Below are 26,933 nucleotides of genomic sequence, written 5' to 3'. Positions count from 1 at the left end.
CCTTGGTCGGTGGTAGCGTTTAACAATGAATGTCAGGTCTGAGTTTTTAAATGTAAAACTCAACTCTCAATACGTGATAAAAGGAAAAGAATAATGATTACGCACAAACGATATATACCGTTGTTATTGATTGTACTAGTGAGCGGGGGACTCTATAAAAATGCCTATGGCCAAACCAGCAGCGACGAAAATCTGCTATCTGAAAAGTCCTATGCAAGGGAGCCGAATGCTGTAAATAGGATCCCCTCTTCTGAGGAAGTAAAAGGATATATCGAGTATTTCAATTCGCCATCTCCCTGGCTTGAAATACGAAAGAAGCGCATTAGAACGTTATTGCCCGGCGCAATGGCTGCCGCAGACTTGGACCACTGGTTAATTATATGCCGCGAGAATAACAACGATCCACTAGCCAACCATGTAGGTTGTGAAAATGCAGGTGGCACAGCGGTGGTTCTCTTTAGTAAAGATAGTGAATCCGAGGCAGTGACTTCACGGATATTTTCACCATTGAGTGAGTCAACGGCGTTAAAAGAATTAGGTACGTTTGACTTTGTAATCGACGTAGATAAATCACAAAGCGCGATAGAGGCAGCATCATCGTATCTCACTCAGCAGAATACGAAAGGCCAAATTGGGATTAATAGCTTTACCGTTAACCCACTTGCTGATGGACTAAGCCATTCACAATATATAGCACTTAACGACGCTTTTACAGATACTGATATATCATTTAAAAGCGCTGAAGACGCTATTTACTATTGGCTTGCGCGAAAGTTACCAGAAGAAATAGAGATCATGGCGAAAGCCGCGGCTATTACCTCAAGGTGGGAATATGAAGCTTATCAAGCCGTTATTCCAGGAAAGAGCACTGACCTAGACATTGCTCAATTCTTAAAGCGTAAAATATCGGACGCGGGAGTAGGAGATGGTTGGGCTCCTAGTCAGAATCCAGCGGTTAATTCCGGTCCAGACAGAGGGCATTCACACCCTACTGATCGAGTGATTCAGCGAGGGGATGTCATTCAAATAGATTTCGGAATACGCGTTTTTAATCAGTGGGTCACTGACATTCAACGTTTTGCGTATGTGTTGCAAGAGGGTGAGGCACAACCACCGGAGCAACTTCAGCATGCTTGGAAAAGTGCAATCAATGGTCGCAACGCAGCATTTAACGCCATGACTCCCGGTGCTAAGGGTAATGCTGTTCACAAAGCGCAGCAATACGTTATGCAGCAATCAGGCTCTTTACCAGTTATGTGGAGCACAGGTCACCCAGTGGGTTATGTGGCGCACGATGTCGGGCCCAATTTGGGAGTGAGACCTGCATCCGATAAACTATTGGATAGACATATGACCTTTGCATTTGATGGTTTTTTTAGTTGGTATTATTCTGAAGACAATACAGATACATCAACATTTTTACATGAAGGAAAAAATCAAAAAACTAAGACTATTTCAGTAGAAGATATGGTAGTCATTCAAGAGGATGGTGCTAGATTTCTAACGCCACCGCAAACTTCTCTTATCTTAATACAGTAGATGTGGTGAAGAGAGCGTGTCAGCCAGCGTTTTTTTATTACTATGGAGCACGCTCTTGTTAGGATTGGGTAGGAAGAGAAAGCCTATAAATAGGTATCGGGATGAATTTTATTGATTTTCCAATCACCGTCTTCTTTTATAAGGTCTAAGCTGCGTAATTTCTCGATTTTATCATCGCCATACATACCGCTTAAAAAGACGGTAATGGTAGATTTCTCCGCAAACTCGGTTCTGCCTAAGCTGCCAGACGTTTGAGGTGTCACGATTACTGTGTCGTATTTTAAATTGAGAAGATGTCGCTGAACGTTTCTATTGGTGTGGTAGCGTTTAAGTATGCGAGTCATCTTTTCACTAGATAATGAAATGGCTCTATCTAGATTGTCATCTTCATACACGCTATTTAAAAAGGCAACGGCAGTGTATTCAGGTGTACTTTCATCAAGCATGCCATAGCGCCCAATTCCCTTTTCCTTCTCACCACATGCGCTTAGCACTAGCAAAACGGTTAGCCAGAACACGATATACAACTTATTAGCGTTCATTCTTTCAGCCTCCTGGGCGTTTAATCTTAAGGGCATTTGATCTCAAGTGTAATGCACACTATCTAGCGCAAATTAGTCTGCCCATTGTCTTTGAATGCAAGAATACCAAAAATGTGGCGGCTAAACGAAATGCAAAAACAAAAAAGCGAGAAACTTTTTCAAGTTTCTCGCTTTTGTTCTCAATAAAAGAGCGTGCTCTGCCTTTTTTCATTAATGCATGCTTTGCACTAAAGCGTGTTTTCTATTAAAACAGGTTAGCCTTAGCGACACTCTGCGAGGTTAGTTCGCAGTAGGTTTGTCTATTATTGCACTTCTTCTTGTTCGTCGAAGGCTCCCGCAAACATTGGGCTACTTAAGTAACGCTCAGTTGCGCTGGCTAAAAGCACGACAACAATCTTGTCTTTATTTTCTGGACGTTCAGCAAAACGCTTTGCTGCTACAACCGCCGCACCAGAAGAAATACCCGCTAATATGCCTTCGTCGGTCATTAGCTTGCGTGCCATATCCATACAATCTTCGTTTGAGACTTGCTCTACTTCGTCGATAAGACTTAGGTCAAGGTTGCCCGGGATGAATCCTGCACCAATACCCTGAATTTTATGTGGGCCTGGCGTTAACTCTTCACCCGCAAGTGCTTGGGTAATAACAGGAGAGTCAGTTGGTTCAACCGCAACAGAGGTAATGGCTTTACCTTTAGTGTTTTTAAGGTAACGACTTACACCGGTGATGGTGCCGCCTGTACCTACGCCAGCGACGAAAGCATCAACTTTACCATCGGTGTCTTCCCAAATTTCAGGCCCGGTGGTTTTTTCATGGATGGCTGGGTTTGCCGGGTTGTCGAACTGCTGCAATAACACGTACTTGTCAGGATCTGAGTTCACAATTTCTTGTGCAGCGGCCACAGCCCCTTTCATGCCTTTTGGCGCTTCGGTAAGGACTAAGTTTGCGCCTAGTGCTTTAAGCAGTTTACGTCGCTCTAAACTCATGCTGCTTGGCATGGTTAGAGTTATCTTATAGCCTCGTGAAGCCGCAACAAACGCTAGGGCAATACCTGTATTACCACTTGTAGGCTCTACGATCTCTTTACCTTTAGTCAGTACACCGCGTTCTTCCGCATCCCATACCATGTTTGCACCAATACGGCACTTAACGCTGAAGCTTGGGTTACGAGACTCTATTTTTGCGTACACGTTGCCAGAGGTAACGCGATTTAATTTCACTAATGGCGTACGGCCAATCGCAAGAGAATTGTCGTCAAATACGTTCATTTCTAATCCTTAACTCGTTCTTGATTTGCAAGCAAATCCCAACAGTCGTGATCTGTACGACCTTTTTAATAGTTAATAATTCATAGCCTGAATTTGGGGATTTCTTTATACCCCTATATCATTGGCCCCAAACGTAAAAATGCAAAGTGTTTTTTAGCTATATGTTATTGTTAAATTACATGAAGACGAAGAATTAAACGGAGTATAAGAAGAATGGCTTTTAGTGGCACGTCTAATTACATCGCAACCAAAGACTTACAGCTTGCGGTAAACGCAGCTATCACCCTAGAGCGACCCTTATTAATCAAGGGCGAGCCAGGTACCGGTAAAACGATGCTTGCTGAAGAGCTCGCTGAAAGTTTAGGCACTGAGCTTATCCAATGGCATATCAAATCGACGACTAAAGCTCAGCAAGGACTGTACGAATACGATGCGGTTTCCCGTCTTCGTGATTCACAGCTTGGCGACGATCGTGTTCACGATATTAAAAACTACATTGTTAAAGGAAAGCTTTGGGAAGCATTTACCGCTGAAAAACGCCCGGTATTGCTCATTGATGAGATAGACAAAGCCGACATCGAGTTTCCAAACGACTTATTGCTCGAGCTCGATAAAATGGAATTCTATGTGTACGAGACTCAAGAGCGCGTTGTCGCCGCTCAGCGTCCCATCGTGATTATTACGTCCAATAATGAGAAAGAATTGCCCGACGCTTTCTTGCGCCGTTGTTTCTTCCACTATATTCAATTTCCAACACCTGAAGATATGGAAGAGATTGTTAATGTTCACTTCCCTAGTCTTAAGAAGAATTTGCTGAGCGAAGCATTAGGTGCATTTTTCAATCTACGTGATGTGCCAGGGCTTAAGAAAAAGCCATCGACCTCTGAGCTAATTGACTGGCTTAAGCTGCTGGTCGCTGAGGATATTCCACCTGAGGCACTACACAACAAAGATGGGAAAGCATCTATTCCACCACTTTATGGTGCATTGCTGAAAAATGAGCAAGATATTCACCTGTTTGAAAAACTGGCCTTTATGGCGAGACGCTAATGCTTATTCAGTTTTTTTTCACGCTGCGAAAATATCAGGTTAAAACAACCCTTCGCGAGTTGCTTGATTTACTCAGGGCAATGGAAAAGCACGTGGTGTATGCCGATATAGAAGCGTTTTACAGTTTGTCGCGCACCATCATGGTAAAAGATGAAACTCAGTACGATAAGTTCGACCGGGCTTTTGCTAATTATTTTGAAGGTGTCGAGTCAATTGACTTATTTGGTAAAGAGATCCCTGAGGAATGGTTACGCAAAGAGCTTGAAAAGAACTTAAGCGCTGAAGAGCGCGAGGCCCTGAGGCAAGCTGGTGGTCTTGATGAGCTTATGGAAACCCTCAAAAAACGTTTAGAAGAGCAAGAAAAACGTCACCAAGGTGGCAACAAATGGGTAGGCACGGGCGGTACGTCACCCTTTGGCGCTTATGGCGATAATTCTGAGGGCGTTCGCATTGGTCAAAAGGGCAATCGCAAGTTCTCAGCTGCTAAGGTATGGGACAAACGGGAATTCAAAAACCTGTCGTCAGATGTAGAGCTAGGCACGCGAAACATTAAGGTTGCCCTTCGAAAGCTACGCAAATTTGCCCGCACAGGTGCGAGTGAAGAGCTTGATGTTAGAACGACCATTGGTGAAACCGCGAAAAAGGGTGGCATGCTGGATATTCATATGGCACCTGAAAGACACAATGCGGTTAAAGTGTTGATGTTTTTCGACGTGGGAGGCTCTATGGACCCCCATGTAAAAACTACTCAAGAGCTGTTTTCAGCGGTGCAGTCTGAATTTAAGTACTTGGAATACTTTTATTTTCATAACTGCGTGTATGAAGAAGTGTGGAAGGATAATTTGCGCCGTAATAAAGAGCGGATCTCAATATGGGATATTATTCATCGATACGGCAAAGATTATAAAGTGATTTTTGTGGGGGATGCCACTATGGGGCCTTATGAAATCACTTATCCTGGTGGCAGTGTCGAGCACTGGAATGAAGAGCCGGGCAGTGCATGGATGCAAAGGCTATTAAACCATTTCAGTAACGCGGTTTGGCTCAACCCTCAGGCTGAAAATTATTGGCCTTATTACTCGTCTATCAAAATTATGCGTGAAATTATGGAAGACAAAATGTATGGGTTGACGCTAGAAGGGCTCACCGAGGCCATCAAAGGACTGAGTCGCACTCGCTAATACACAAGTGGTTAATAGCAGTATGTGCGTCTAAAGCGCGCTGTAAACACGAGAAACTAGGCCCTTTTTATTTCCTTGAATGAAAGGGCCTAGCGAAAAAACCTTTACGCAGGTTGTTCGATAAGCACGTTGGTCGAACGCTGAATATAAAGCAGCCTGGCTCCCAGTAATACTGCGGCAGCGCTTAATCCCACAATAAATCCAATCCAAAAGCCAGCTGCAGCCATTGGCTCGTTAGTCAGCCAGGAGGTTCTTCCCAAAATAATGCCGGTGGGAAGCCCGATAAGCCAATATGACACAAAGGTGATGATAAACATTGCCGTGGTGTCTTTATATCCTCGCAGCGCATTGGCCGATATTACCTGTACAGCGTCTGAGAGCTGGAAAAGCGCTGCATAGATAAGTAGGGCATTGGCAATAGCGTAAACCTCGCCGTCGCTTGTGTATAAGCTGATGATGAAACCTTTAGCCACAAGGGTGAAGGTGGCGGTACACGCAGAAGTAATAAATCCAATTAATATGGCACTTCGCGCTGCTATTTTTGCCTGTCGAGGGTTCTTTTGTCCAATACGGTAGCCAATGCGAATGGCCACGGCCATACCTATACTCATCGGAAACATAAACATCAGTGCTGAAAAGTTAAGCGCGACTTGGTGGGCTGCAACGACTGTTGCGCCAAACGGTGCAAGAAGTAGGGCAACGGCAGAAAACAGCGTTACTTCAAACAGGATTGTCATTGCAATAGGAAGGCCTAAAGCGAAGGTTCGACCAATGGTTTTTAAGTTTGGACGGTACCATTGATTAAACAGGTCGTATTTGCGCAGCGCAGGTGCAAGTCGCACGTAAATAAAGGTAGCAATTAGCATGGTATAAATAACCAGCGCAGTAGCAACCCCGCAGCCAGCACCACCCATGGCAGGTAATGGGCCAACGCCATAAATGAATAAATAATTGCCCACAATGTTTGCCATTAACCCAATGACGGTAATGATCATGGTGGGCTTTGTTTTACCCAGTCCTTCACAATAATTCCTCAACCATTGATAGATAGCAAAGCCAGGCATGGCAAGAAATACATAGATGACGTAGTCCACGGTTATGCTGTGAAGCTCTGGTGCCATTGGAAATAACGATACGATACTTTCAGTAAAGGGAATAAACGCGGCGATGACTAAGCCTACAAATAACACTAAATAACCGGCCTGCTGACTGGCATCAGCAATACCAGCAATGTTCTTGTTACCTTGTAGCCTTGAGATGATAGGCGGTAAGGCAAGGGCAATACCCTGAATGAAGCAAAGAAGGGGGATGGTAATACTAAAACCTAACGCCACCGCAGCCATGTCAGTCGCGCTGTAGCGTCCTGCCATGATGGTGTCACTCACACCCATGAGCATTTGCGTAATTTGGGCAATAAGCAATGGCCAGGCTAACTTTAATACGTCTCTAGCTTCGATAATAAAGCGTTTTCTATTCACAGATGTTTATTCTCACGGTAAAAAATTCAGACTAAGATGTTTTTAAAAGCTCATGTCTAAACAGCATTGTTTGAAAGATGAAAAGCAAAAGGCATAGCTCAATAGGCATAGCTCAACAGGCAAGGCTTAAGCGCTAGGTAAATGGCATCACCGGCACCGTATCGCCTATAGCTAATGTGCTTATATCTTCATGGATGATCATAAAGCAATTAGCGGATGTGATCGATGTCATCACGCCTGAGCTTTGAGTTTTAAACGGCGTGACCACTAAGTTCCCATTGTCGTCGTAACTCATCGTGGCTCGCTGGTAATCTCGACGCCCAGCGCGACCCTTAATGTCTTTTGTCAGCGTGGCCGTTACTGTGAGCGCAGTGTGACCATCTTGCCGCCCCTGCATTTTACTAATGATGGGAAGTACAAGAAGCTTAGCCGTCACAAACGAGGAAACTGGGTTACCTGGAAGCCCACAAAATACGGTATTGTTCAATCTACCGAGTGCAAAAGGTTTTCCAGGTTTAACGGCAATTTTCCAAAACTCGATGTGGCCCATGGCCTCTATGACGTCTTTTACATAATCGGCATCGCCAACGGATACACCGCCGCTGCTCACCATAATATCCACATGGTTGCCTGTCACGTTGCTAGTAGGGTCTGCAGTAGTAGATGCCGCTTGATGAAACAACCTAGTCAGAGATGCTTTATCATCTTCAACTATGCCAAAATCGATAACTTCTACATTTTGGTCACTTAGAATAGCGCTTATGCCAACACGGTTCGACTCGTAAATTTGCGTGTCGCTACGCGACTCTCCAGGGGCCGCCAGTTCGTTGCCAGTGGCAACAATACCAACTCGTAATTTTCGATAAACCACAACCTCGTTTAGGCCTTGAGAGGAGAGTAACATGAGGTGCTCTGCCCGCAGCTGAGTCCCTTCTTTAATAAGAACTTGCCCCTTGGCGATATCATTGGCTTGAGGGCGAATATTTTGACCCAGTGTAGGGGCCTCATTAATGATCAGGTTGCCGTTGGCATCATTGCCACAGTTCTCAATCATTATCACTGTATTCGCGCCATCTGGAATAGGCGCGCCAGTCATAATTTTGTAAGCATGACCCGCGGAAAGGGGGGTAGAAGCCTTTTCTCCAGCTGTAATAATACCTTGAACGGTAAGCGCTTGGCCTTGAGTGTACGAATTTGCATTAATAGCAAACCCGTCCATTGCAGAGTTATCCCATGGCGGCACATCTATCGTGGCGACAACGTCTTGTGCCACTACACGACGATGTGCACTAAACAAGCTTATTGTTTCAATGTCAGAAACTACATGTGTCGCTGCCAGCGCCTTTGAGAGCGCCTCTTCCAATGAAAGCCAGCTGGATGACATTTCGATAACTCCCTGAGTGATTTAACCGTGGCATGAGGCTGTTTACTTTTGGCCAAATAAAGACGAAAACAAAGTTAACAACGATAAAAATAGACGGGGAATACTACAGAAAAAGTACGCTATTCACCAAAGGTAAATGCGATAGTGTTTATCCTTTATTGAGAGTCTTAACTAAAATTGAGGGTGAAGAGTGACTAGTTGGAAGTATCGATTAGACTAGGTGCTCTATTGGACGCCGCTTGTATAGGCTTGAGGCTATAGGGCTGAAGGTGTAAGGGAAAAGTGCTAAGTAAATAGTGCTAGGGGGTAATTGAAGCGATCCGACTAAAGTCATCGAATACCCAATTAGGGTTGTGTGCACCAATATCTTCGCCGTAGTTATACCCATAGGTAAGTCCAACACTTCGCATGTTTGCAGCATGTGCCGCTAAAATATCGTTTTTCGAATCGCCCACCATTACGCACTCACTTGCTTTGACGTTCAGGGTTTTACAAACATGGTTCAAAGGCAAGGGGGAAGGTTTCTTTTCCTTTAAAGAATCACCCCCAATAAAAAGAGAGAAAAAAGATTCTACCTTGAACGCTTCTACAATGGGGGCAATAAACTTTTTGGGCTTATTGGTTACTAGCGCTAGCGTATAGCCTTTGCGTGAAAGGGTACTGAGTGTGTCATACACATGAGGGTAAAGAGTAGAAGCGCGACACACGTTTAAATCGTAATGATATAAAAAACGCTGAAAGGTATGGTCGATTAACTCGTTGCTTATAGAGTTACACTGCTGCGTGTTAGCATCAGTTTTACCCGATAGTCCTCGTTCAACCAGCACTCTTGCACCATTACCCACCCAATTTCTAATTGTGGATTCACCAAACTTTGCCATACCCACATCGCTGAGTGCATTGTTTAATGCACTCGCAAGGTCGGGAACTGAATCAACAAGTGTACCGTCTAAATCAAATATAAAAGTGGTTATAGGTTGCATAAAATACTGTTCATTTCTGTTTAAAACTACGGTCCATGTTTGAGACTACTGTCTGTGTTTAGGGCTATGTCGAAGGATACTTGCCCATATCGACAACTTGCTCTAAATACCTGGAGCCAAGTGAGCCGAAACCCTCTTTCGTCACAGGTTTCGGCACTTAGGCCACAGTCTCATATAGGCCAGCAGCCTTACCGATACACACTATTCAAAGTCTTGATTACTGATCCATAATGTCTGGTAGGGCTTCAATTGAATGAAGCCGCTTGAAAGACAAATTTCATCACGTGTTACCAAGTCTATCCAGTTGTCAGTGCCGATTAAATTGATATCTGATAGCAAAATGGTTTTTTCTTCATCGCAAATATTATTTACGCAGAAAATACTCTGCTTTCTATCAAGACTTTGTCGCCAATACCCAAATATTTCATTACCCAACTGCAGCGTGAACTGAGTTGCATTTGGGTGAAACGCCGGTTGCGCCTTTCGTATGCGGATAAGCTGAGACACCCGGGTTAACACTTTGTGGTGTTGAGAGAAGGGCGAATCGAGCAAAGTCTCTAATTCATCAATATTCCAGCGACGACGGTTAATACTTCGATTTTGTCCTGTATTCGCCACTTTTTCATAGTCATTGGAGGTGCCCAATAAACTATGAATATACAGCCCGGGAATACCTTCCATGCCTAGCATAATTGAGTGGGCACAGATAAAGCGGTCTACTTGGAACCGGTCTGGCCCTTTAGTGGTGCCTTGTAATGCGTCAAACAGGGTAATATTAATTTCATAAGGTTTTTGTTTACCATGCTCAGATGCACGCCAAGAAATCTTACCGCCAAAGTTCTGCATGGTATGAACCAATTCGGATATTTCCTCATCGTCTAGCAGCCCCTCTGCGGGACGCAGTCCAATACCATCATGAGATGCAATGAAATTAAAATAGGCCGTGCCGTTTTGCGCGGGCGGCATACTCATCATCCAGCTTTTTAAATAGGTACAGTCGCCGGTCACTAACGTGTTAACCAAAAGCGGTGGTAGAGAGAAGTTATAAATGGCATGCGCTTCGTTAGCATTGCCGAAATACGTTAGGTTTTCTCTATTCGGAATGTTGGTTTCTGTGATGATAATAATAGAAGGATCGACATGCTCAATCAGCGTTCTCAGTAAACGCACAACTTCGTGGGTTTGAAACAGGTTGATGCTGTTTGAACCGACAATTTTCCACAAAAATGCCACCGCATCTAGGCGGAAAAGCTTGGTGCCTTTATCAATATACAGTTTGATAATGTCCACAAAGGCCAGCAGCACCTTTGGATTTCTAAAATCAAAATCGACCTGATCATGACTGAAGGTACACCACACGTACTTAGTCCCTTCGGCGGTTTCCGTTTCTCGCAGTAACGGTGACACACGAGGCCTAGTTACCATAGAAAGGTCATCTTGCGGGTCTGCGGTAAAGAAAAAATCTGAACCGGGTCCTTCACTTTTAATAAAGTTATCAAACCAAACGCTTCTCGCCGAGCAATGGTTTATTACCAAATCTGTCATCAGCCCATAGTCTTTCGCTATGGCCTCTATGTCGTCCCACGAGCCTAACGACTCATTCACTGTTGAGTAATCAATGACTGAAAAGCCATCATCGGAGCTATAGGGGAAGAACGGCAATATATGCACATTGTTGATCGTGTTTTTGCAATATTGATGTAAGAAGTTATTCAAGGTTACCAATGGTTTTTCGTTATCACGAATAACGCTATCACCATAGGTGATCATGATAATATCTTCTTCGTCCCAATAGTTATGGTGAGATTGAGGCGAAGCAATGTCTTCGCTCGATGCTATGCCGATAGCGGCTAGCAGCTGCTCCGTTAGCGTGTCATAGGACACGTCTAACGAAACATCGGCATAGATAGTCTCTAAATGGTGCTTTACTTTGTCATAGAGAGGATCCCATGCCATATTACTTCTCCATATATTCGGCGGTGTCTGCTTCAACCGCTTCAAGTAGGCGTTCTAAAATGTCAGGTACCGCACTAGTTACTCGGTTCCAACTTGGAATAAACGGCGTTTCCATCGGATTTTCTAAGAAATTTTGACCCGCTTTCATAATGTTACTGGCAAACATTTCTACCGCTTTTTCTTCGCTGTGAATGTCTAGGGTTAACCCGTTCATTACCGCGTCGTTGTGGTAGGTTTCGATAAAGTCGAGTGCAATCCTAAAGTACGTCGCCTTAATTGAGCGGAACATTTCATTACTGAACGTATAGCCCTGAGTGGCCAGTTTCCTGAAAATGGCTTTAGTGATGTCGATAGACATTTTTGATAAGCCGCCTTGATCATTATTCAATGATAAATCCTGGTGCTTATGGTCGTAAATATCGCAGATGTCTGCTTGGCATAGACGGTTATGGGAATAGTTGCGATGCATCTCAGACAACACACCAATCTCTAGTCCCCAGTCGCTCGGAATGCGAATGTCGTTTAACACGTCACGTCTAAATGAAAACTCTCCCGCAAGTGGATAACGAAAGCTATCCATAAACTCAAGGTATTCATTGTCGCCCATAATGCGTTTTAGGGCTCTTAGCAAAGGAGTTACCAGCAAGCGAGAAACACGACCGTTAATTTTACCGTTGGCAACACGGGCGTAAAACCCTTTACAGAACTCGTAGTTAAAGTTGGGGTTCGCAACGGGATAAATTAGCTTGGCAAGTAAGTCTTTTTCATAGGTCACAATATCGCAATCGTGAAGCGCCACAGATTCAGCGCGGTTTGAGGCCAGTATGTAACCCATGCAGTACCAAACGTTCCTGCCTTTACCCATTTCCTTTGGGGCTAAACCCTGCGCTTGTAACTCTTCGTCTAAGGCCTTTAGGCGCGGCCCATCGTTCCATAACACTCGGTGGTGCTGTGGTAATTTACCGAAAAATTTAAGTGCGTGTTTATATTGCTCTTCGTTGGCTCTGTCTAATCCGATAACAACTTCGGCCAAATAGGGAACCGATGTAAGCTCACCAATAATATGAGGTAATGCGTCACCTTCAAGCTCTGAAAACAAAGAGGGCAAAATTAACGCCATGGGACGTTTTTTGGAGAATTGTAATAGCTCAGCCTCTAAGTCTTCAGTAGGTCTGCGCGATAAGTTGTGTAATGTAGTAATAACACCGTTTTGATAAAAATCAGCCATGTGTGCTCCTGATTATAGAGATAGCAATTGAGTAAGCATTTCAGTCCAACCTTCTGGACCGTTAAGGGTGCTGGTATATACCTCTTCTTTTTTTACTGTTGGCGGAGGATTTACCGGTGATAAAATTCGTATTGAGACATCTGCCGCTTCTAGCATGGCAATATCGTTATTTCCGTCTCCAAGGGCTACGGTTTGTACGCAAACCCCATTTTGTCTTTGGTATTCTTTTGCCAGCCACGTTAGCGCTTGGCCTTTATCGCAGTTGCCGGAAACGTGGATAAATCGCCCACCTTCTAGAGGATACGCACCTCTTTGTGATACTGCTTTGAGAAATTTTTGTTTATCATCATCACTTCCTTGCCACAAAATGGGCTCGCCAAACTGACGCTTAGCAGCAAGAGAGGCTGAGTATTCATCTAATCCGGTACTGTCTTGGATTTCTTCAATGGACATTTTGGAAAACTGTTTGTAGCTGCCTTCAAAGTCACCGCTTATTTTTTCCAACAGCTTAATCCAATGATTTTTGCTCGATATAAACGCCTTACACCAATATCCGTCTACCCACACTGTGCCAGCTGGCTTTTGTTTAAAAAAACCATGAGGAATAAAAATGGCAGCGCCATTTTCAATGATGAAAGGGCCCGTTAAATCTATTTTTTCTCTAAGAGGCTGAAGCTCTGCAAAGGTCTTGCTGGTGGTTGGAATAACGGGGATCTGCTTTTTGTCCAATGCGGTTAAAGCCGGTTTCGCCGCCTCAAAAGAGTAAGTATGATGGTCTAACAGCGTGCCATCCATATCGGTGAAAACAAGCGTTTTTGTCATTACTTCAAATCCTGTTGTGTGATGTTTCTGTGTTCGTCTAAATAGAATACGGTATCGCATTGCTGAGGGAGCGTACTGAGTGCATGCTCAGTAAGGCGCTGATAGTGTTCAATAAAGCGAGCAACCTCATCATCGTTCATTACGCCAGTTTTTTCACCTTTAGACGTTTTGGCAAGCTTGTGCTCTTGCTCTAAACGCCAATGTAGAACGCTGTCGAAGGAGGGCGCCGCTAGCATTACACTATAATCTATCTTGTTAAAAAGTGTTTGATATTGATTACCTAATTCGCTGTTAACAAAAGAGCGCCATGTACACAGAGAATCTTCCTCGCTTTCTAGCGCATTAACAGGGTGTGTTAACGCTGACGATTCTTGTGGCGAGACGCCCACGCACCACCCTTCTAAAATAATGACATCAGAAAGAGCGTCCATTACCGGCCACTGAGATATCGGGAAGGGGTTATCTGTGGATTTATCAAACCGTGGGAGTTGTGTACGTTCGCCTTTTTCAAGCATAGAAAACGTATCGAGAGCCAATGCTATGTTGTGGGTTCCCGGTACGCCGCGCGTCTTTAATAGTGGGTGTACCTTTATGGCAAGGGCGTTTCGGTGTTTTTTGTCGAGATAAAAATCATCGATGGAAAGAGAGACCACACGCATGTCGTGCTCAGATTTCAAAAAGGTTTCTATAAAACTTGTGAGTGTAGACTTTCCAGAGCCTTGGCAACCATTAATACCCACAATGAATGGTTTTTTTGCACTTTTTTGGTGCTTTAGTAACTGTTCACAGAGTGGGATGAACCACATTTGTGCAGTGTCTGCATAACTACTTGGCAGATGATGGGCTGTTAAAAAGCCATGTATATCCATGTTGTCACCCTAATCAATACAGAATTAGCACTCCATAGCTGATTAGGGTTACAACATCTATGCCAACAAAGCGATTAACTTCAAGATGAGCGCAATTACTTTTTGTTAGCGACGATCACGGCTCTTTGTGGTGCAGGGTAGCCTTCAATGGTGCGCGTAATATCTTCTGGGTTGAGAAAATCTTTCAACGACTGGGTCTCCATCCATTCTGTTGCACGCTGCTCATCAAGGGTAGTGTGGTTAATATCAACTACACGTATATTTTCAAATCCGAGACGCTCTAACCACACCATCAGCGCCTTTGCACTGGGAAGAAACCAAACATTACGCATTTGTGCGTAACGCTCGCCAGCCATCAGTACAGTGGTTTCATCACCATCAACAACAAGGGTCTCAAGCACTAACTCGCCACCCTTACGTAGCTGGTCTTTCAACTGGGTAAGAAACTGCATGGGATCCTTACGGTGATAGAGGACTCCCATTGAAAACACGGTGTCGAAAGCCTTAAGCGGCTGCATGTCTTCAATGCCAAGGGGCAGGAAATGAATATTTCGTTGTCCGATAAAGTGCTTAATGGCTTGAAACTGAATTAAAAACAGCTGTGTGGGGTCGATACCATAAACACCGGATGCGTCTTCGCCCAGCATTCTCCACATGTGATAGCCACTGCCACAGCCTACGTCTAGCACTTGTCTGTTTTTAAGCGGCGCAATATGAGGCACTACGCGATCCCATTTCCAATCTGAGCGCCACTCGGTATCGATGTGAATGTCGTGCAGATAGAAAGGGCCTTTACGCCAAGGCATAAATTGCTTCAATAACCCACTAATTTGTTTTTGAGTATATTCGTTTATGTCAGCAGCAGTGCCTACGGTTACGCTGGTGCTTAATTCAACAGTGCTAGGCGCTGTTTGCGGCAACTTGGCGAGAAGTCGACACCACTTGTCGAACTCACCGTGCTTATTGTGTTGCTGCCAAGTGTTGAGTTGTGAAGGAAGCGTTTGAAGCCACGCTGAAAGAGGGCTATCTAACAGAGATTTATAGCAGTCGTTAAACCAAGTCTGCGCTAATTTGCTCATTGTGTTCTCGTTGTGCTCTTAATGTATTAAACGTTGATAACGCCGTGTGTAGCTAAAAGAAATGGTGAGTGCCAATAAAGTGGTACATGTAACTTGAGGCTGTACACCTATTGCTTAAGGGCAACAATAGAGGTGAAGTTGTAGCACTTAAACCACATCACTACCTCGTCAAACCCCGCGTTGCTGAGCCTTTGCTCATGCTCTGCATACGTATCGGTCAACATGACCTTTTCTAGCGAGGCACGTTTTTGACTGACTTCTAACTCGCTGTAGCCATTATCACGCTTAAATTGATGATGTAAGTCGATTAAAAGCTCATTTCCAGCCACTGAAGGGTGGCGAATTTTTTCAGATAAAACCAGTATGCCCCCAGGATTCAAGCCGTCAAAAATTCGTTTAAGCAGACTCTCCCTATCCGCAGGGGGAATAAACTGCAAAGTGAAATTCATTATCACCATAGATGCATTATCTATCCGAATGTCCTGGGCCATTCCTTGTTCAACTCTAACAGGGTTTGGCAATGAAAAGGTTTGAACAACCCGCTTGCAGCGGTCAACCATTGCCTCAGAGCTATCAATGCCGATGATTTCACAGGTTTTGTTTTCTGTTGCTCTTGCCACCGATAAACTTGCTGCGCCAAGAGAGCAGCCCAAGTCATAAACACGGCTACCATCGGTTACTTTCATTGCAGCAAGTTCACCAATAGCGTGAATAATAGATTCATAGCCCGGCACCGAGCGTTGAATCATATCGGGAAACACATCAACCACTGACTCATCAAATTTAAAGTCGGTGACTTTGTTCAGCGGGGCGGCAAAAATGTTGTCGTGTTTCTTCACGTATTTCTCTTGGTTTTGAATCTGGACGCTCAATTTTACCGTTTGAAACGAAAATGCCAAACCAAAACGTAAAATATATACTGAATTTGCAGGTTTTTTGCGGTTAAGGGGTTTTAGTAACTAGTCTAAAGTATTAATCTATACTCATATTATAAAAAGGACGTAGTACGTTAATGACTAGAATCTTAATTGCAGACGATCATCCGTTGTTTCGAGAAGCATTGAGTGGTGCGCTTACCCCTTATTTCGAGAATGCTCAAATCGTTGAAGCGGAAAGCCTAGAGACTGCCCAAGACAGACTTAGCGAATATGATGATATCAAGCTTGTACTTCTCGATTTGAATATGCCTGGTGGCGAATACTTCAATGGGTTAATTACGCTGAGAGAGCAATACCCGAATATCCCAGTTGGCGTTATCTCAGGTAGCGATAGTGTTGAAGTTGTTGCTCAGGTAATGAGTTTAGGTGCTCAGGGCTTTATTCCTAAAGTATCTGCAACAAGAGAGGTTGCGCAAGCTATTGTAGATATGATTGCTGGCAAAAAGTGGCTACCTGATGGCGTTGAAGAGCAACTTGAAAAAGTGGACGACGAGCTTAAAGTATTGCTGCAAAGATTCAGAGAATTAACGCCTAAGCAAATTCAAGTACTCTCATACTTGCGTGCGGGTCTTATGAATAAGCAAATTGCTCATGAGATGAACGTGACTGAGGCCACTATTAAAGCGCATATAAGCGCAATACTTCGCAAGTTAGAGATTAATACTCGTACTCAAGCGGTGTTATTGATGGATAAACTTCAGCTAAGCTAATATAAGAGCTAGCATTTGAGCTAAAAAGTGCGCGGCTAATCCTTAAATTGAAATGAGATCAAAGCCAATTTGGCGTGAGTCTATTAGCGAGACCGTTATAAAAAAACCGAACTTTGCGTTCGGTTTTTTTGTGTTTCTCACTTTATGTCTCAAGTAAGGAACAGGGATTAAAATACAAAGATAAAAAAGGCCGCTGTAGTAGCGACCTTGTTTTTAAAGCGAAATAGCTAAAGCGATAAACTATGCAGCCTTGCCGCTACGTTTCTTCGCGGCACTTGTTGAATTTATCTTGGCCACAAGTTCTTCATGGTCAAAGTCGTCAACGTTAATAGTGCGCAGTCTTCCGGCTTCCGTTTTGTGCAGTAACTCAGCTTCAGCTTTATCAATAATACCTTCAGCTAAGGCTTCGTCTGCTAACACGTCCAAACGAGTAAATGGAAGTTTTGCTTTCTTATGCTTACAAATGCGGTCAAACACAGGCTCGCTTAGCAACACATCATCAAGCGTTTGCTCAAGGTCGCCGAACAGGCTACCGTCTTCACGGCTTAGGTATTGACCATAACCTAGACGGCTACGTGCTGATGACGGCGTCTGAAGCATTTTAGCAATCGCATGTTCAGTTTTATCTGAAGGTTTACCAACACGACGTCCTACAGGAAGCACCATCACGCGTAATGCTACTGCAATGGCTCTGTTAGGGAAGTTCGCAAGGAAGTCTTCGATAGCCGTTTCTATATCGTGCAATGTGTTTTGCATTGCCCAATGTAGAAGAGGAAGGTCTTCTTTTAAACGACCGTCTTCATCGAAGCGCTTCAGCGTTGTGCTACCCATATAGATACCGCTTAGAATGTCGCCCAATCGAGCAGACAAACGTTCGCGACGTTTAAGATCGCCACCAAGTACACCCATAGACACATCTGTTAGTAGCGCTAAGTTTGCACTGTAACCTTGCATTAGTTTGTAATAGCGTGCTGTTTCGTCGGTAAATGGGGCACTGCTGAATGCTCCATTCGTTAGCGAGAACCAAATACTGCGAACAGTATTTGCTACCGCAAAACCAATGTGTCCGAATACGGCTTTGTCGAAAGCAACAAGTGCGTCTTTCTTATCTTCAATTGCAGCAGCTTGAAGTTCTTTCAACACAAATGGATGACAGCGCATTGCTCCTTGGCCGAATATCATCATGTTGCGGGTAAGAATATTTGCGCCCTCAACCGTGATTGAAATGGGAACGCCTTGATACCCACGACCTAGGTAGTTATTGGGGCCAAGCATAACGCCTTTACCACCATGAACGTCCATGGAATCGTCCATGACTTGACGCATTTTTTCCGTCAAATGGTATTTACATATCGCTGAGATAACAGAAGGCTTCTCGCCAAGGTCTACACCCACCGTTGAAAAGCGGGTTACGCCGTCCATCAAGTAAGCATTACCACCAATGCGTGCTAGCATCTCTTCAACGCCTTCCATATGACCAACTGGCATACGGAACTGGCGACGAATTCGCGCATAAGCACCTGTAGCAAGCGATACTGATTTAGCGCCGCCTGCAGCAGAAGAAGGTAGGGTAATACAACGACCAACAGACAAGCATTCCATCAGCATACGCCATCCGCGACCAGCCATTGAAGGCCCACCGATGATGTAGTCAATAGGGACGAAAATATCGTTGCCCTTCACCGGACCATTTTGAAATGGTGTATTAAGTGGGAAGTGACGACGACCAATTTCTAACCCCTTCGTATCGCGAGGAATAAGCGCACAGGTAATGCCTGGGTCGGCATTATCGCCAAGTAAACCATCTGGATCTTTCAATTTAAATGCAAGGCCAATAACCGTAGCAACTGGTGCGAGGGTGATATAACGCTTACTAAATGTAAGGCGCATACCTAACACTTCTTCACCATTGAATTCGCCCTTACACACTATACCAACGTCTGGAATAGCGCCTGCATCTGAGCCCGCTTCTGGACCCGTCAGCGCGAAACATGGAATTTCGTCACCAGCGGCAAGTCTGGGTAAATAATGGTCTTGCTGCTCTTTAGTACCATAGTGCTGTAGTAGCTCACCTGGACCTAATGAATTGGGTACACCTACCGTACTTGAAAGGACAGCACTCACACCTGCCAGCTTCTGTAAAACACGAGACTGAGCAAATGCCGAGAAATCTAAACCGCCATATTCTTTCTTAATGATCATAGCGAAGAATTTATGATCTTTAAGGAACTGCCAAATTTCAGGAGGCAGGTCGGCGTCTTTATGGTTGATTTGCCATTCGTCCACCATAGAACATACTTCTTCGCATGGTCCGTCTAGGAACGCCTGTTCTTCTGCTGTTAAACGGCCTTTAGGGATGCGGTGTAGCTTGTCCCAATCTGGCTTACCACTGAATATATCGCCATCCCACCAGACAGTACCGGCATCGATAGCTTCTTGTTCAGTACTCGACATTTCAGGCATTACCTTGCGATAGAATGCCAATAATTTCGTCGAGATGTGCTGTTGTCTAATATTCGACAGCGTGAAAGGGAGTGTGAGTGCTAAATACACTACCCAGCCTAAAAGGCCAATGTCACCAAAAAAGGTGCCTAAAACCATGACGCCTGCACCCATGGCAACTGCTGTTACCAAGCTAGTGCGCTGATAGCTAGCGACTGCTAGTGTCACAACGACCAGTAAAAACCATATAAAATCTGCCATACATCACTCCTGAAAGGCCTTGAATAATACACTTGTCTGACATTTTGAACGATGGAGCTTGGTTTGCTCGTGTTTAGTTGCCTAATGCCATGTTCTTTTAACTGCATTTTGAGGTCAGACCAGCATGCCCTAAACGTATTATTTAATGGCCGAAAGATCAAGATTATTACATGAATAATCTACTAATCACGGCGTAAATAATAGGCGGTTAATTAAAGTATAGCGGTTACTGAAAAATTCAGATCAAAACCCACAGCGATGATGGGGATGTGCCGCCTTAAATTATGCCCCTTTGGTAAAGTCCAATTTACGATAATAACAGCGCAATGATTGAAAAAGGCCGCAGATAGCGGCCTTTGGAGGGGAAAAGAGGTAAGCTAAAAACTTATTCAAAGTTCATTCAGGGCTCATTGACTTAAGCCCAATTGCCAAGGCGAACTAGACAAAGCTTGGCCCCATGTAAAACAATGAGCTAAAGCGTTTCAAATGCTTTTAATTTGATATCGCCTTGTTCTTCGCCTTCTTTAAATTGTTGTAATCTAACCAGGGCATAGTCTAATGAAGGTGCAAACCAAGCAAAAGTTTCGCGCTTTCTAGAATCGCGGATTAATTTCACTTTCACTGTCTTTAAATCGCCGTAAGGTAATTTCAACGTTTCGTTGTCTACAACCTCAACGCCGTATTGACGACGCTGACCACGATAATTAATAAAGTCGTAAGTCAGTGACGTTTCACCTTTAGCCAGTTGTTTGGCTAGATCTAAACGGTAAATTTGATTATCAAATTCTCCATCCCATTCAAATGCATTGCCATTATCAACGGTTATTTTGCCGTTACCCTGATGACTGAAAGACACTTCTAATGATTTATCTGGGCCGGTACCCGAGCGGCTATAATAGTACTCAGATGGTACGATATTATCGCCCTGAATTAGAAATATTGAATGTTCACTGCGTTTATCAGAGAGGAAAAACTTCGATACTTTAGAAGTATAAATAAGCGAATATTTTTCTTCGCCTAATTGGGAGAGCTCGATGGAGGCTTGACCCACATCGTCACCCCATTTATAAGCTGTATAGGTGGCTTTATAGGGTTCAATAGACAGCGAGGTATCAGCGAATGCATTCGCTGATACCGCACTCAAGGAGATAAATAGCGTCGCTAATACGTTTTTTGCTCGCGCATTACTCGTTCGCATAACCTGTTTCTGGAAGCTCTTGCTCATCTAAGATAGCCTTATTGTCTCGCATCGATAACCTGCCTGCGCTAAACCAGCCCAGAACAAGAGGGTAAATACGCCTCTCTTGCTCCTGTACACGCTCAGCTAAGTCGCTTGCAACGTCATCTTCAAACACTGGCACTCTGCATTGAATAATAACAGGGCCGCCGTCGAGTTCTGGTGTCACAAAGTGAACACTAACCCCGTGTTCCTCGTCACCGTTATCGATAGCACGCTGATGTGTATGTAAACCTTTGTACTTAGGCAACAATGATGGATGAATGTTCACTAATTTTCCAGCGAATGCATCAACAAATTCGGGTGTGAGTATTCGCATGAAACCTGCAAGTACCACACAATCTGCACCGAAGGCCTCAATCTGCGCTCTTAAAGCGGCATCGTAGGAGGCTCTGTCATCAAAGTCGGTGTGGTCAAGACAGATGGCCTCGATACCGGCATCTGCTGCCCGCTCTAAGCCATAAGCATTTGGACGGTTACTGATAACGCCGCTTACTACGGCATTGAGTCGGCCGGCAGCAATTGCATCGATAATCGCCTGCAAATTACTACCATTACCAGAAATGAGTACGCAAAGTTTTGTCACAGTGCTGCTCACCCGTTTATCTCTACTTGTTCACCGTCGCTATCTTTTGCTTCGATGGCACCAATAAGCCATGCATTCTCACCCTGACTGTTTAGTATTTCCAGTGAGCTCTCAACATCGCCTTCGTCAACAACGATAACCAAGCCAACGCCGCAGTTAAAGGTGCGATACATTTCATGACGAGTGACATTACCTTGAGTTTGTAACCAAGAAAAAATCTCTGGCCATTCCCAAGTGCTTTCGTCAATAACAACTTTTGCATCGTCAGGAAGCACACGAGGAATATTTTCCCAGAAGCCGCCACCGGTAATATGGGAGATTGCACTCACTTTAATTTGCTCTAACAGGGCAAGCACAGACTTAACATAGATGCGTGTGGGCTCAAGAAGGTGATCGATAATAGGCTTGCCGTTTAACTCGGCATCAACGTCGGCTTGACTCACTTCTATAATTTTACGCACTAACGAGTACCCGTTAGAGTGGGGGCCTGATGAGCCCAAGGCTATCAACTTTTGCCCTGGCTTAACGGTTGTTCCGTCAATGACTTTTTCTGCTTCAACAACACCTACACAGAATCCAGCAATATCGTAGTCACCGCCGTGATACATTCCAGGCATTTCAGCGGTTTCACCACCAATAAGTGCACAGCCTGCTAGTTCACAGCCTGCGCCAATACCAGTCACTACCGACGCTGCAACATCGATATCTAACTTGCCTGTCGCGTAATAATCCAGAAAGAACAGCGGCTCTGCGCCTTGAACAATGAGGTCGTTAACACACATGGCTACTAGGTCAATACCTACGCCATCATGGCGATTCGCGTCCATAGCCACGCGAAGCTTAGTACCTACGCCATCGGTTCCAGAAACAAGCAGTGGTTTTTTGTATTTAGTAGGTAACTCACATAACGCGCCAAAACCACCTAAATTACCTTTTACTTCAGGTCGGTGGGTTTTTTTAGTGACTGATTTGATGCGCTCTACAAGTTGATTTCCTGCGTCAATATCTACGCCTGCGTCTTTGTAGCTTAAAGAGGTTTTATTTTCGCTCACGGTTGGGCCCTGGAACTAAGAGGTAGAAAACCGCGGATTCTACCAGTTAGTTGACACAAGTCCAATTTGTAGCGGTGATTTTATGGCCTTTTTTCGGATTATCCTCTCCACGGCCTAGCAGGCGATTAAAATATTTATTGGTTTAAGGATGAAATAAAACCCAATATAAAAGAGAATGGACGTACCGCTGGCACGTTATCACTATTTTTTTATGGATATCGGCATGTATTTAGTCATTAGCATCAACGCTTGTTTGTAAGCACCGTGTTGATGCACACTTGAACATCAGGGCGTTGGCAGCGTAGTTGTTGATAGCGGAATTGTGAGCAGGGAGTTGTAAGCAAAGATTTGATAGCAAGCAGCTGATAGTAAACTGTTAAGACAGAAATACAACAAAGATGGAGCATTAACATTGACAATGAGTAGGGCATTCTCACTCGCCGGAACGAATAACTTGATGAAACCGTACCCTTCTTTACTACTGACGTTTGCAGTCGGTTTTACTCTCGTCTGCGCTTCTTTCGTCGCAAGCGCTACCCAGAGAATAGTTGTGAATGAAGCGAAGATCCTTGTCGAAGATCAGAGCTCTCGCGCTCAACAAAAAGCAGCCAAACAAGCATTGCGAGAGGTGTTTTTGAAGATGTCTGGGTCTACTGAATCCCTTAGAAATCCCGGCGTAAAAGCCGCACTATCTTCACCTCAGTCTTTGCTTCGGTCTTATCGCTATTCCTATGAAGGTAGCGAAACCTATTATGTTGCTGAATTTGATAGCACTAAAGTAGGTGAAATTCTACAACGTGAAATGTTGCCCCTGTGGGGCGACAGAAGGCCTGAGACGCTAATATGGCTAGCGGTGAAAGACGACAATGAAAACAAGCTTATTATTGACGAGTCTTTAGATTTTCCAATCGCAGAAGCGCTGAGAACCACCGCACAAGAAAGGGGGTTACCGTTAAGTCTTCCTCTTATGGATTTAACAGATAACGTCAACATTACTACTTACGATGTGTGGGGACGTTTTGTTGAGCCCGTTCGAGAAGCTTCTCGCAGATACAGCGTAGACAACATTATCGCCGCTCGAGTATATAAAAACGATTCGTCCTTTATTCCGGACCTACCCAACGCTGAGCCGAATGCGGCCCTCAATTCAAACAGTAACCCAAACGGCAACCCGAACAGCAATTCAAGTGGCGAAGAAAGTACGCAATTTGAACACATGTCTGACGAGTCAGATAACTATGGCAGCAATAACAAAGAGCTTGTTGAAGAGGGTGGCTATGTAAGTAATAGCCAAGGTGAACAGACAGGCGACACTAACACTTACAACGACACCACCGACGGAGTGAGTGAGTCAGGTGTGAAAAAAGTTAAACCAACGATCAAACCCTTTACCATGGACGAATTTGAAGCGTATGCCGAGCAGTCTGAAGAGGGAGATTTCGGGCTTGATTGGGTTTTTATCAGTAAAGAAAGCGTGAGTTACGGCAGTATTTATGCTGATTCACCCGCTGAACTTGGTAACGCACTGATGGATGCCTATGCGGACTACCTATCGTCGCAATATGCTGTCGTTGGCGTTGATAAGGCGAACCGTGAAGTGCTTGAGATATCTATTGCGAACGTTGGAACCATTGAAAGTTATGCCGCTGTAAGTCGCTATCTTACCACGCTAAGCGTAGTTGAAAGTGCATCTCTTAAGGCCCAGCGAGGTACAGTCGCAACGTTTTCCATTACGCTTATTGGTACGACAGAAGACCTTATGAATACGGTTGGCCTCGAAGCAAAACTCAGACCTGTAGCTGATGCCTACGGCCAGCCCGTAGAAGGTTTCAGTTTCTATTGGAATAACTAACTATTTATGCAATTACCTTTACCTGTGACGCTGCCCATTGATGAGAACTTCGATAGTTTCGTGGGTGATGGTAATGAAGAAATAGTCACTTTGTTAACTGATATTGTTGATGCGTTACCAAGCTGGCGTAACTCGTCCTCATTGGGGCAACTCGTATCTCTCAAACTTCCCCTTGTTACCTTACTGGGTGCAAGCAGTGCGGGGAAAAGTCACTTGTTATTTGCAGCGTGTCACCAGCTTGCAAACAAACAAGTGAATCACCTGTATTTAAACCTCAATGATTATCAAGCGTGGTCTCATGATATTTTCGATGGTCTCGAAAACTTATCGCTAATTGCTCTAGACAACGTTCATGCCATTGCGGGAGATGCAGAATGGGAAGAAGCGTTATTTGACCTACTCAATAGAGTGGTGGAGACCCAAGACACTCTCGTGCTGTGTACCAGTCATTTAGGCCCTTCAAACCCGGCATTTTCTCTGCCTGATTTACGTTCGCGCTTAGCGTGGGGCGTTATCTATCACATCAATCCACTTGGGGATGATGGCAGAGAAAGGGCGGTTCGAATTAGAGCATTAGAAAGAGGGCTTAAGTTATCTAACCAGGCCCTGAATTTTCTACTTCATCACAGTGAACGAGATTTGAAAAGTTTAATGACGCTGCTGGGGCGGCTCGACACACGCTCCTTACAGGAACAAAAGCGATTGTCGGTGGCCATGGTAAAACGAGAGTTAGGCATTCAATAATACCCTTTAATGGAAGAAACCATTTATGTTGAGCAGCGTTTCCAGCGTCACATGCTGAGCCACACTAAAACGAATACCTACACCTAAACGTACCCACTTGCACATTTAGGGTATGCGTTGAAACGCCGCTCTTTGTTGAGTAAACAAACTAGTTCTAAGTAAACCCACTATTTCTGTTGCTCGAAATACTCTTTTTCTTCCTGCATTTCTTCTTTCAGTTTTTTGATACCCAAACCAAGTTCGCGACCTCGTTTTCTTGCAAATGCTGCACAACCAACAAACATAGTGGTGCAAAGCACTAACTCAACAACGCCATACCAACGCTCAGCGGGTACTGCATACACCACGGTGCAAGCGTGAATAAGGTAAAACAGTACGACAAAGTTCGCCCATGCATGAGTATAGGGTTTGCCTTTCAATACGCCGCGATAAGGCAACAGTAAAGGCAACAGATAAATCAGCACAATAAACGTAGGCGAGTAGGTGTGTACCTTGGTAAAGGTAAATTGCCATAACGTAAGCCATATTATCAGTAGGGTGTGGCTTACGAGCGCTAAATAGCGAAAAAAGCGCGTATCAGATGCCATTCTCATTCTCCGAATGTGTAGGTGTATAAAGTTGTTGAGCAAATGAAGCCAAGCGTTTGCCTTGTGCCATACACAGTGACTTCTCGTCGTCGCTCAATTGATTTGAACTTTTTAGGTTGGAATGCGCCACGTGCGTAACGCCGTAAGGACTGCCGCCGGTTGTGGTGGTATGAAGCTCAGGCTCACTGTAGGGCAAACCACATAGCACCATGCCATGGTGTAAAAGCGGGATCATCATGGAAAGTAGCGTAGACTCCTGACCACCGTGCATGGAGGAAGATGAGGTAAATACGCAGGCTGGTTTGTCAATGAGCGAGCCTTTGAGCCACAACTTACTGGTTGTGTCTAAAAAGTGTTTCATCGGCGCTGCCATATTGCCAAAACGGGTAGGGCTTCCCAGTGCAAGGGCGCTGCAATTTTCTAACTCTTGCAATGACACCACAGGCACATCCAGTTCAGGATCACCGGTCGCAATGACAGCGCTACCATCCTGGTCTTGCTCCTCAACTTTTAAGCCAGGCACAGTACGGACAATAACAGGAACATCGGTGGAGGTAATACCTTGTGCAATGGCGTCAGCCAGGCGCTTGGTGCTTCCATGGCGACTGTAATAAAGAACAAGAACGGGTTTCACTATACTATTTCCAATACATTTTCAGGTGGACGACCAATGCGAGCGTGGTCTCCGTTTATCACAATAGGGCGCTCAATTAATTTAGGTGTAGTAACCATTGCCTGTAATAAAGCATGGTCGTCGACGTCCGCATTCATCAATTTTGCTTCTTTGTATTCTGTTTCCTTGGTACGCATCATGTGGCGAACCGATTCAACGTTAAGTTTTTTAAATATTGATGTGATTTCATCAAGGCTCAGCGGAGTTTTCAAATATTCAATAACGTTGGGCGTAATGCCATTTTCTTCTAGCAATGCCAAGGTTTGTCTGCTTTTAGAACAGCGCGGATTGTGGATGATAGTAACTTGAGTCATGAATAAAGCCTTACTTTGATATTTTGCGCAGACTATTGCGCTTTTGATTTTTGTTTTCAAGCAATAATCAGTGAGAAGGCGAAAAATGTTGAACGCCATTCAGGTTTCGTACTACTTTAAACCCTTAACAGTGCCTGTAGACTCTGAAAAGCACCGAA

Annotated in this window: 24 protein-coding genes; 6 read left to right on the top strand and 18 right to left on the bottom strand. The window is 44.4% G+C overall.

Annotation, left to right across the window (positions count from 1 at the left end):
- The first annotated feature begins 93 nt into the window (after nt 1–93).
- Nucleotides 94–1,539 carry a M24 family metallopeptidase gene (locus tag GTQ48_RS09390; RefSeq protein ID WP_163106441.1) on the top strand — a complete coding sequence of 482 codons (1,446 nt, stop codon included), beginning with the start codon at nt 94–96 and terminating at the stop codon, nt 1,537–1,539.
- Nucleotides 1,540–1,622: 83 nt separating this feature from the next.
- Here GTQ48_RS09390 and GTQ48_RS09385 read toward each other — a convergent pair whose 3' ends face one another.
- On the bottom strand, nt 1,623–2,081 hold the full coding sequence (locus tag GTQ48_RS09385) for a nuclear transport factor 2 family protein (RefSeq protein ID WP_163106440.1): 459 nt from the start codon (nt 2,079–2,081) through the stop codon (nt 1,623–1,625).
- A gap of 302 nt (nt 2,082–2,383) precedes the next feature.
- Nucleotides 2,384–3,349 carry a cysteine synthase A gene (cysK, locus tag GTQ48_RS09380; RefSeq protein WP_163106439.1) on the bottom strand — a complete coding sequence of 322 codons (966 nt, stop codon included), beginning with the start codon at nt 3,347–3,349 and terminating at the stop codon, nt 2,384–2,386.
- Between the two features lie 213 nt (nt 3,350–3,562).
- On the opposite strand from cysK, the gene GTQ48_RS09375 reads away from it, so the two are divergent.
- Together GTQ48_RS09375 and GTQ48_RS09370 are read left to right on the top strand one after the other, a co-directional pair.
- Nucleotides 3,563–4,399, top strand: a complete 837-nt coding sequence (locus GTQ48_RS09375) for an AAA family ATPase (RefSeq protein WP_163106438.1) — start codon at nt 3,563–3,565, stop codon at nt 4,397–4,399.
- Complete coding sequence (locus GTQ48_RS09370) at nt 4,399–5,580, top strand: vWA domain-containing protein (protein ID WP_163106437.1); 1,182 nt, start codon at nt 4,399–4,401, stop codon at nt 5,578–5,580. The genes GTQ48_RS09375 and GTQ48_RS09370 overlap by 1 nt, the downstream gene beginning before the upstream one ends.
- Nucleotides 5,581–5,684: 104 nt before the next feature.
- Here the strand turns inward: GTQ48_RS09370 and GTQ48_RS09365 are convergent, their stop codons facing one another.
- From GTQ48_RS09365 to cmoA, 9 genes are all read right to left on the bottom strand, one after another.
- Nucleotides 5,685–7,058 carry an MATE family efflux transporter gene (locus tag GTQ48_RS09365; RefSeq protein ID WP_163106436.1) on the bottom strand — a complete coding sequence of 458 codons (1,374 nt, stop codon included), beginning with the start codon at nt 7,056–7,058 and terminating at the stop codon, nt 5,685–5,687.
- A gap of 133 nt (nt 7,059–7,191) precedes the next feature.
- Nucleotides 7,192–8,442: a molybdopterin molybdotransferase MoeA gene (gene moeA / locus GTQ48_RS09360; protein ID WP_163106435.1), complete on the bottom strand. Its 1,251-nt coding sequence runs from the start codon at nt 8,440–8,442 to the stop codon at nt 7,192–7,194.
- A 299-nt stretch (nt 8,443–8,741) separates the two neighbouring features.
- Complete coding sequence (locus GTQ48_RS09355) at nt 8,742–9,425, bottom strand: phosphoglycolate phosphatase (protein ID WP_163106434.1); 684 nt, start codon at nt 9,423–9,425, stop codon at nt 8,742–8,744.
- Nucleotides 9,426–9,626: 201 nt separating this feature from the next.
- The gene (locus tag GTQ48_RS09350) at nt 9,627–11,381 is read right to left on the bottom strand and encodes a sugar phosphorylase (RefSeq protein ID WP_163106433.1); all 1,755 of its coding nucleotides are present in this window, start codon (nt 11,379–11,381) and stop codon (nt 9,627–9,629) included.
- A gap of 1 nt (nt 11,382) precedes the next feature.
- Nucleotides 11,383–12,609 carry a glycosyltransferase family protein gene (locus tag GTQ48_RS09345; RefSeq protein ID WP_163106432.1) on the bottom strand — a complete coding sequence of 409 codons (1,227 nt, stop codon included), beginning with the start codon at nt 12,607–12,609 and terminating at the stop codon, nt 11,383–11,385.
- A 12-nt stretch (nt 12,610–12,621) separates the two neighbouring features.
- Entirely contained in the window at nt 12,622–13,431 is an 810-nt protein-coding gene (locus tag GTQ48_RS09340; protein ID WP_163106431.1) for an HAD-IIB family hydrolase, read from the bottom strand.
- Nucleotides 13,431–14,300: a kinase gene (locus GTQ48_RS09335; protein WP_163106430.1), complete on the bottom strand. Its 870-nt coding sequence runs from the start codon at nt 14,298–14,300 to the stop codon at nt 13,431–13,433. Before GTQ48_RS09335 ends, GTQ48_RS09340 begins: the two co-directional genes overlap by 1 nt.
- Nucleotides 14,301–14,395: 95 nt before the next feature.
- A complete protein-coding gene (gene cmoB / locus GTQ48_RS09330) occupies nt 14,396–15,379 on the bottom strand; it encodes a tRNA 5-methoxyuridine(34)/uridine 5-oxyacetic acid(34) synthase CmoB (protein WP_163106429.1) in 984 nt (327 codons plus the stop codon).
- A 107-nt stretch (nt 15,380–15,486) separates the two neighbouring features.
- Nucleotides 15,487–16,218 (bottom strand): carboxy-S-adenosyl-L-methionine synthase CmoA, encoded by a 732-nt coding sequence (gene cmoA, locus GTQ48_RS09325; protein WP_163106428.1) that lies wholly within the window; start codon nt 16,216–16,218, stop codon nt 15,487–15,489.
- A gap of 173 nt (nt 16,219–16,391) precedes the next feature.
- Between cmoA and GTQ48_RS09320 the strand changes: the two genes are divergently transcribed.
- Nucleotides 16,392–17,027 carry a response regulator transcription factor gene (locus GTQ48_RS09320; RefSeq protein WP_163106427.1) on the top strand — a complete coding sequence of 212 codons (636 nt, stop codon included), beginning with the start codon at nt 16,392–16,394 and terminating at the stop codon, nt 17,025–17,027.
- Between the two features lie 240 nt (nt 17,028–17,267).
- On the opposite strand, the gene fadE is transcribed toward GTQ48_RS09320, so the two are convergent.
- The 4 genes from fadE to purM all read right to left on the bottom strand — a co-directional run bounded on the left by fadE (nt 17,268) and on the right by purM (nt 22,605).
- Complete coding sequence (gene fadE, locus GTQ48_RS09315; protein WP_163106426.1) at nt 17,268–19,730, bottom strand: acyl-CoA dehydrogenase FadE; 2,463 nt, start codon at nt 19,728–19,730, stop codon at nt 17,268–17,270.
- A 472-nt stretch (nt 19,731–20,202) separates the two neighbouring features.
- A complete protein-coding gene (locus GTQ48_RS09310) occupies nt 20,203–20,955 on the bottom strand; it encodes a DUF3108 domain-containing protein (RefSeq protein WP_163106425.1) in 753 nt (250 codons plus the stop codon).
- Entirely contained in the window at nt 20,915–21,565 is a 651-nt protein-coding gene (gene purN / locus GTQ48_RS09305; RefSeq protein ID WP_163106424.1) for a phosphoribosylglycinamide formyltransferase, read from the bottom strand. The genes GTQ48_RS09310 and purN overlap by 41 nt, the downstream gene beginning before the upstream one ends.
- Nucleotides 21,562–22,605, bottom strand: coding sequence for a phosphoribosylformylglycinamidine cyclo-ligase (gene purM / locus GTQ48_RS09300; RefSeq protein WP_163106423.1), 1,044 nt, complete (start codon nt 22,603–22,605; stop codon nt 21,562–21,564). The genes purN and purM overlap by 4 nt, the downstream gene beginning before the upstream one ends.
- A gap of 418 nt (nt 22,606–23,023) precedes the next feature.
- On the opposite strand from purM, the gene GTQ48_RS09295 reads away from it, so the two are divergent.
- Complete coding sequence (locus tag GTQ48_RS09295) at nt 23,024–24,457, top strand: DUF2066 domain-containing protein (protein WP_239060055.1); 1,434 nt, start codon at nt 23,024–23,026, stop codon at nt 24,455–24,457.
- Between the two features lie 6 nt (nt 24,458–24,463).
- The gene (gene hda / locus GTQ48_RS09290) at nt 24,464–25,201 is read left to right on the top strand and encodes a DnaA regulatory inactivator Hda (RefSeq protein ID WP_163106422.1); all 738 of its coding nucleotides are present in this window, start codon (nt 24,464–24,466) and stop codon (nt 25,199–25,201) included.
- Nucleotides 25,202–25,368: 167 nt separating this feature from the next.
- On the opposite strand, the gene GTQ48_RS09285 is transcribed toward hda, so the two are convergent.
- Genes GTQ48_RS09285 through arsC form a run of 3 tightly spaced genes read right to left on the bottom strand, consistent with a single transcriptional unit; the run spans nt 25,369 to nt 26,775 of the window.
- Nucleotides 25,369–25,788: a DUF2069 domain-containing protein gene (locus GTQ48_RS09285; protein WP_163106421.1), complete on the bottom strand. Its 420-nt coding sequence runs from the start codon at nt 25,786–25,788 to the stop codon at nt 25,369–25,371.
- Nucleotides 25,778–26,422 carry an NAD(P)H:quinone oxidoreductase gene (gene wrbA, locus GTQ48_RS09280; protein WP_163106420.1) on the bottom strand — a complete coding sequence of 215 codons (645 nt, stop codon included), beginning with the start codon at nt 26,420–26,422 and terminating at the stop codon, nt 25,778–25,780. The genes GTQ48_RS09285 and wrbA overlap by 11 nt, the downstream gene beginning before the upstream one ends.
- The gene (gene arsC / locus GTQ48_RS09275; RefSeq protein WP_163106419.1) at nt 26,422–26,775 is read right to left on the bottom strand and encodes an arsenate reductase (glutaredoxin); all 354 of its coding nucleotides are present in this window, start codon (nt 26,773–26,775) and stop codon (nt 26,422–26,424) included. The genes wrbA and arsC overlap by 1 nt, the downstream gene beginning before the upstream one ends.
- Nucleotides 26,776–26,933: the final 158 nt, after the last annotated feature.

It is taken from the genome of Alteromonas genovensis (genome assembly GCF_010500895.1).
Taxonomy (GTDB): domain Bacteria; phylum Pseudomonadota; class Gammaproteobacteria; order Enterobacterales; family Alteromonadaceae; genus Alteromonas; species Alteromonas genovensis.
This window is presented reverse-complemented; position numbering and strand designations above follow the sequence as displayed.